This is a genomic window from Legionella yabuuchiae (genome assembly GCF_900640115.1).
GTDB lineage: Bacteria > Pseudomonadota > Gammaproteobacteria > Legionellales > Legionellaceae > Legionella_A > Legionella_A yabuuchiae.
This window is the reverse complement of sequence record NZ_CAAAIW010000022.1, coordinates 47443-53442: the sequence shown is the minus strand read 5'-3', so window position 1 is coordinate 53442 and position 6000 is coordinate 47443. Positions and strand designations below refer to the sequence as shown.

The following is a 6000-nucleotide window of genomic DNA, read 5'->3' as shown; positions in this document are numbered from 1 at the left end:
TTGAACATCATGAATTATCTCTGTTACTACTTAGAGCAATTTGTCCGTACCGCAGACAAATTTAATAATAGCACAATATTTGTACAGCGCAAGTGTGTTGGTTTTAACAGTATTGGTTTTTTAGCCGCCGCGGAGGGATGGGCCGCTCTCTTTCGACGCCTCCGTTGCTTTTCTTTTGGCCTCAAAAATTGGCTGAAATAAACGAGGTGTTTTGGATGGTAGTCTATCTTCGATTTCAGTTGTAACAGAGCTTCGTTTCGCCGATGTAGTTTGCGTGGATTTGGCCAAAACGTCTTCATCATCAGTTTCCTGGGGACAACCATCAAAAAGAATAGGTTTTCTTATCATAGCAGTGAAATATTCTGCATCCTTGGGTGAGCGACTCACTAACGAAAATGGTTCGTTGTATTCCGTCTCATCATCAACCCATTGATTGTTTTCGTTCATAGTACAAAGCCGTTTATCGCCATGTTTGCCGATTAACCCCAACGCATAACGCAGCAATTGTCCAAAATGAAGCTTTTGTAAGTCGCTCCTTCGAACTAATTGTTCATAATTGTCAAATGCTCGTATTACTTGATCACTATCATAGCACCTCAGCAAATCTAATTTATGCGCCATCGATAAAATATAATAAGAATACAAGGTCTGACGTATTGGCAGACTCTCTCTTGTATTTATTGTGGCGGAGTACTCAGGGTTTCCCATGTACTGAATAATTTCACCCATCCATGTCAATGATGCCGGCGGGCAACTTTCTGGAAATAATGCAGCATAATTTAAGAAGTTAACGCAAGAAATCCTTCTATATTCTTCATATTTCACAGGATCATCTTTAAAAGACACTTCGCTTTCTCGGCCACTCACACTAAATGCGGCAGAAATTTTTATCATTTGCGCCACTTCAGTGTTCCGAATAAACTGGCAATAAATTCGGAACTCCTCATTATCTGCATGCATTGCGAAATAATCGATCACCAAAGGGATATAACTCATTACGCGTTGGGTATGCGCCAAGCCATGGACCGGTCGATGAATCTCTGTTTCATCAAGCATAATGAAGTCTATTTCATCCTTATAGGGCCTGTTTAAATGATTTAAATACGCAAAACGCAGAGCATGCTGTGACCAATATTCATCGTGATCGTAATCAGGACTTGATATGATGCGAGCAACTAGACCTTGTTCTTCTTGTAAATACATCACTTGCAGACCTGCAGGTAAAATGACCTCATTTTCTTCTTCGTTATTTGAAAGTGAGCGTATGCTTGGGTATTGAGGAGAATTTTCATAAAAAATATATAGATTTTCTCCCTCTGAATAAAAAAATTCTGAAACAGGAATATGGCTGGTACTCGTTAGTGATGATAATTTTGTGACACCCATTGTTCGATAGGCGATAACATTCCCTTTTTTATTATCATCTTCATAATGTTCACCGCGATATAACGTAAACTTCTGATCAGTGAAAAGAGGAATTAATTCATAATAGTGATCAATCATCAGCTGATATTCCTTTTCAGAAATAATTTTTTTTAAGCGCCCTTGCCTTAACAGTGCTTCATAAGTCTGATAGTTTATCCTTTGCAAAGGAACATCCAACTGATTAAGCTTTTTAATAATCTTTTTTTCTCTTTTTAATACGCCTTCTTGATGAATAATAACAGGGAGCATATTTAATGCATAAGCCGCTAAAATCCCAACCAAAAAAGAAAGTTTCAGAGTGTCTTTCTCAAGGTTATGAGAGGCGTCTCCTGATAATTCATCACCCCTGAACAATCGATTAATATCAAGATAGTAACCCTCTGAATAAATCCAAATTGCTTTCTTAAAAATTTCAGGCAAGTGTTTTATGGCACCCTCGGGGGTTAAAGTTTCTGGAAGATTGATTTGATTTTTTTTGATTAGGTCATCAAGCAACGCACTTAACTTAACGAGCAAAGGATTAGCTTTTGCAGCAGAAGTCATTAACTGCGTCAAGTTTGCATTTTTCAATAAAAGGCTTAGATTAATTTCCTGTTTAATCTTTGAAGTAGTATCAAGCTCGGAAAGAATATATTCTTTTAATTGTTTATTGTACGTAAACTGAAATAACTGCGGATTTTCTGCAACGGCAACAATCAATTCCTCTAAGCGTCTTGTGGACTGGTTATATATCAATGGTCCGTTAGACATGAAGACCGATTGTTTATAGGTATGGATGCTATTTAGAAACAAAAGTTGGTTTAGGGAAGGGGTCACCTTAAGGCTGAACACTTCTGTAATTAATCGTTGCGTTGTGTGATTACCGAGACTTAATTCCGGGCGCTCACTTAATGCCCTTTGAACCTGCTTAGATAGAAGTTCTGAAAAAGTCGGTATTGAGGTAGAGGAACTTATTGTTACTCCATGTGCTTCAAGAAATTGAATATGGGTGTCTTCATTTAAATCAAAGCCATAGGAAAGGAACACATCAGGGTAATGCATTAAAAAAGCGAATAACTCGGGCGTTTTTTTCGATTGAAATGGAGAAAAGGCAGAGAGCATATCCAAGAATGACTCACGACGATACGCGTGATTGGTATCCAGTTCAAAAGCAACGGCGTATAATGTTTGATTTTCTTCAGAATAAGGAAAGCCTCTTGTGAGCAATTCTTTAAAAATTATTTTGTCATCATAGTTTTTAGTTTCTTCTATCAATACTGAATAAAAAAACGCATGGGTTTCTGGCGTATATTGGAAGCCTGATTCTGCTAAAGAAATAATATAATCCGTATTATCGTTCTGACCCAAAAGCTTATATATAGGCTTTGTTTCCTCTGAGTAAAAACACTGCATTTGATTCATGGCCTTAAGCAATGGCAGACTTTTACTAATCGAGCTAGATGCACCAGAAGAAATCACTGTATAACTAGTTTGAATCAGAACATTATAATATATTGAATGTTGTTCCTCACCATACAAACATCCTAATGCTCTAAGCTGCTTAAATATTGCCGGAGTATTCTCGGCTAAAATAAGTAACTGGGCGTAAAAATTATTTCTATCTGGAATAATTGGACCTATTTCTTTAATAATGCGCCATGATTTACCTAAATCATTAAGTGAAGCCTGGCTTTTCATTGCTGCAAAATATAAAAACTGATGTTCTGGCTGAGTAAAGGAAAACCCATGTTGATGAGCTTGTTTAAATATTTTGGAAAACTTACCTGCCTGCCTATGATGGCGTAAGCCATGAGAATAAAATAATTCATTAGTTGCATTATAAGGCATGATTTTTTTTAATATCCGTATCGTTTCCAAAACATTGAAAGAAGCAGATCCTCTAATATCAAACAGCGTTTTGTAAAAACTATGAGTTTCATCACTGTAAGTGAAACCCTCTTGGGAAAGCACTTCTAGATCCTCTGGAAGAGCAGGATAAAATCCAACGGTTAGGATTAAAAAAATCAACTTCCGACGCTGCTCTAGATTAAGACCCATTCCGTTTATTCGGTTGAATGTGTTATTTAAAATCTGACCCTCTGGCATCGGATGATAAATTGAGGAATAAATGGCTTTGACATATAAAGAATTGTTTAATGTAATGTGAGGAAACCCACACTCATTGAATAATGTAAATAACTCACTTAAGCAGTCAGAAGTATAACGTGTTGGAAATAGAAGTTTAACGATCTGCTCAAAGAACGCTTTTGTTTCTATTGAATAGACTATGCCTGCTTTTTTGAGAATATTAAGATTATGAACGGTTCCTAAATGTAAATGATTTAATAAACCCTGAACATAGAATGATTCAGTCTGTGCATTATAGGGCGCAGTCTCTCGTAAAGCACGTATTAATGACATTGTAGCGGGTAGATCAGGTTTAGTTAAAATAGTTTGAATCACCAGCTGATAAACAGGAAGCATTTCACGGGAAAGAGGGAATAGGTAAAAAAATTCTAATAAAAACGGCTTAAGCTTCCATGCCGCAACTTTAGGTAAAGCAGAATCTATGCCCATACAGAATTTTTGAGCCGACTCAAGATCCCTATAAATAAAATGATAAAGCTCGCTTTCACGAATCTGATTCGGCGATAGAGGCGCTTCAAAAGAGATTCCCAAGCGGGATAATATTTTTAACAAAGGCTCAATTCTTTTTATGTCTAAATTACTATTGATAGCCTGTTCATAAAAAGAAACACTCTCATTAGAATAGGGTACATATTGATTTAGACACGAAAGTAAATTTGACAAGCATTGCGCGTTCATTGAGGACATTAAAGCAGGATCATAGAGAGGTGTGACATTATGCTGCTGCGCGATAATGCTAAATTCCAAGGCGGCTATTATATCTATGATGCTAGAATTCTCATGGAAAGGCACAATTACTCCAAAAAATCTCTGGTCAATATAAAGAATGGGTAACGCTTATTTTTGCGATAAATAATGCGCAACATGGTTAATTTTTGAATTATATCGAATGCGAATATAAATTACCAGCACTGCATAGGCGTTATACCCGTGATCTTTCAAATCAGCTTGTTCTTAACGTTAAACGCCAGCCAGGTCAGGTCAGGTCTTGCCATGTTAATCATTAGTTAATTTTCTTCTTCTATAATAACACTTATAAATGAACGCTTACTGGTTTAACGTTATGAAAAATGGAACGACACCCTTACAATCACCTACTCAATTGTGGTTAGACTCTGAGGAACATACCTATCGACTAGATGGTCAACTCAGGATCTATGGTCATGAAGTGGATGGAACTCAGTGCATACCTAAAGACGGTTGGGAGCCAGAGCAAATTCAATGTATTCCTACTCAAGCTTGTGTTGAACAAGAAACTCACTATATCGACACTCACACTGCTGTCTATCATGCCACTCGTAAGGTTAATTACGCTTTGGATTTATTTTTCCGAGCGTTATCAGAAGAGAACGGTATCGCATGGATCAGAACTTCGAGTTCCTTTCCCAGGAAGCGCACGATTACGGATATCAAAAAAATACAGACCGCAGTCAGCAATTCTTATGATAACTCCCCCTATTTATCCTGGCATCTTCTCTCTTGTAACCCTACGCTTTGGCATAATACCGATTTTTCATCAGAAGAGTCCACGGTGGATTATTTTTTCGGTGATAGTTCTGTTTTGGAATTCGATTTTGACACTCTTTTGTATGATATGTTGGATCAAAAAGAGCTGTTAGTCGGGCAACCTGCGAAAAGAAAAGCATTGTATAAGCAATTTGAAGAAGTTGTAGCTGATCCGCTTTATGGCGAACAAGGAGTAATCTATCAATATGTCATTCCAAATACGTTGGTTAATGATATTGCGTATATTTCCAAAATGAATGGAAAAGTTGATGAACACAATCCTGATGCATTGTCCACATTGACCAGGCTAAAAACAAAAGATGATTTGCCCTTAAATTCTAATACTTTGCAAGTAAGACTCTTGGTTCCAAAATTGTTAGATCCTGAAATTGCTAGTCAATTGATTGTCCATAATCATGTCAACATGACCAGCGAGGTACATGATCAATTTATAAAGTCAATTCAAACCCTTGCAAAATTAACATTAGGCCAGAGCCTAGAAGCTCCGTTAAAAAAAGACATCCAACCAGCACGTGAAGAAGTTACCTCTGATCGTCTAAGCAATGCATTAGGAAGAAACAGTATGTTTTCCTTCAAACCGCGGCAAGAACAATCCTCTGAACCAGAACCGTCTAGTACTGAATTCAATTCAAATGGTTACAAAAAATAGACTTAACAGACAAGATCGTACCATCAAATATACCCGTAATCTTTCAAAATGCGTGTTTTTAGGCGCCTTTATTTTTTGTTCTGCCGCATTTTAAAAGGCGAGTAATGCCTCATTCCCTTGCGAGTTTTTTAAAATGCGGCAGGGCGAAAAAGAAAAAGCATAAATCACGCATTTTGAAAGATTACGGGTATATACTTAATAGCGTAAGTAGCTGTTCATTTTTTGACGCATAACACATTATTGACTCAGAGTATGATTTTTCCCTGATCAGA

The 6000-nt window shown here is 37.1% G+C and carries 2 protein-coding genes; one reads left to right on the top strand and one right to left on the bottom strand.

The genetic code is table 11. From position 1 onward, the window contains the following. Nucleotides 1–120: 120 nt before the first annotated feature. The gene (locus E1O47_RS09030; RefSeq protein ID WP_133130932.1) at nucleotides 121–4344 is read right to left on the bottom strand and encodes a SidE phosphodiesterase domain-containing protein; all 4224 of its coding nucleotides are present in this window, start codon (nucleotides 4342–4344) and stop codon (nucleotides 121–123) included. Between the two features lie 271 nt (nucleotides 4345–4615). Here E1O47_RS09030 and E1O47_RS09025 point away from each other — a divergent pair, with 271 nt between their 5' ends. Continuing rightward, nucleotides 4616–5728 (top strand): hypothetical protein, encoded by a 1113-nt coding sequence (locus E1O47_RS09025; RefSeq protein ID WP_133130931.1) that lies wholly within the window; start codon nucleotides 4616–4618, stop codon nucleotides 5726–5728. Nucleotides 5729–6000: the final 272 nt, after the last annotated feature.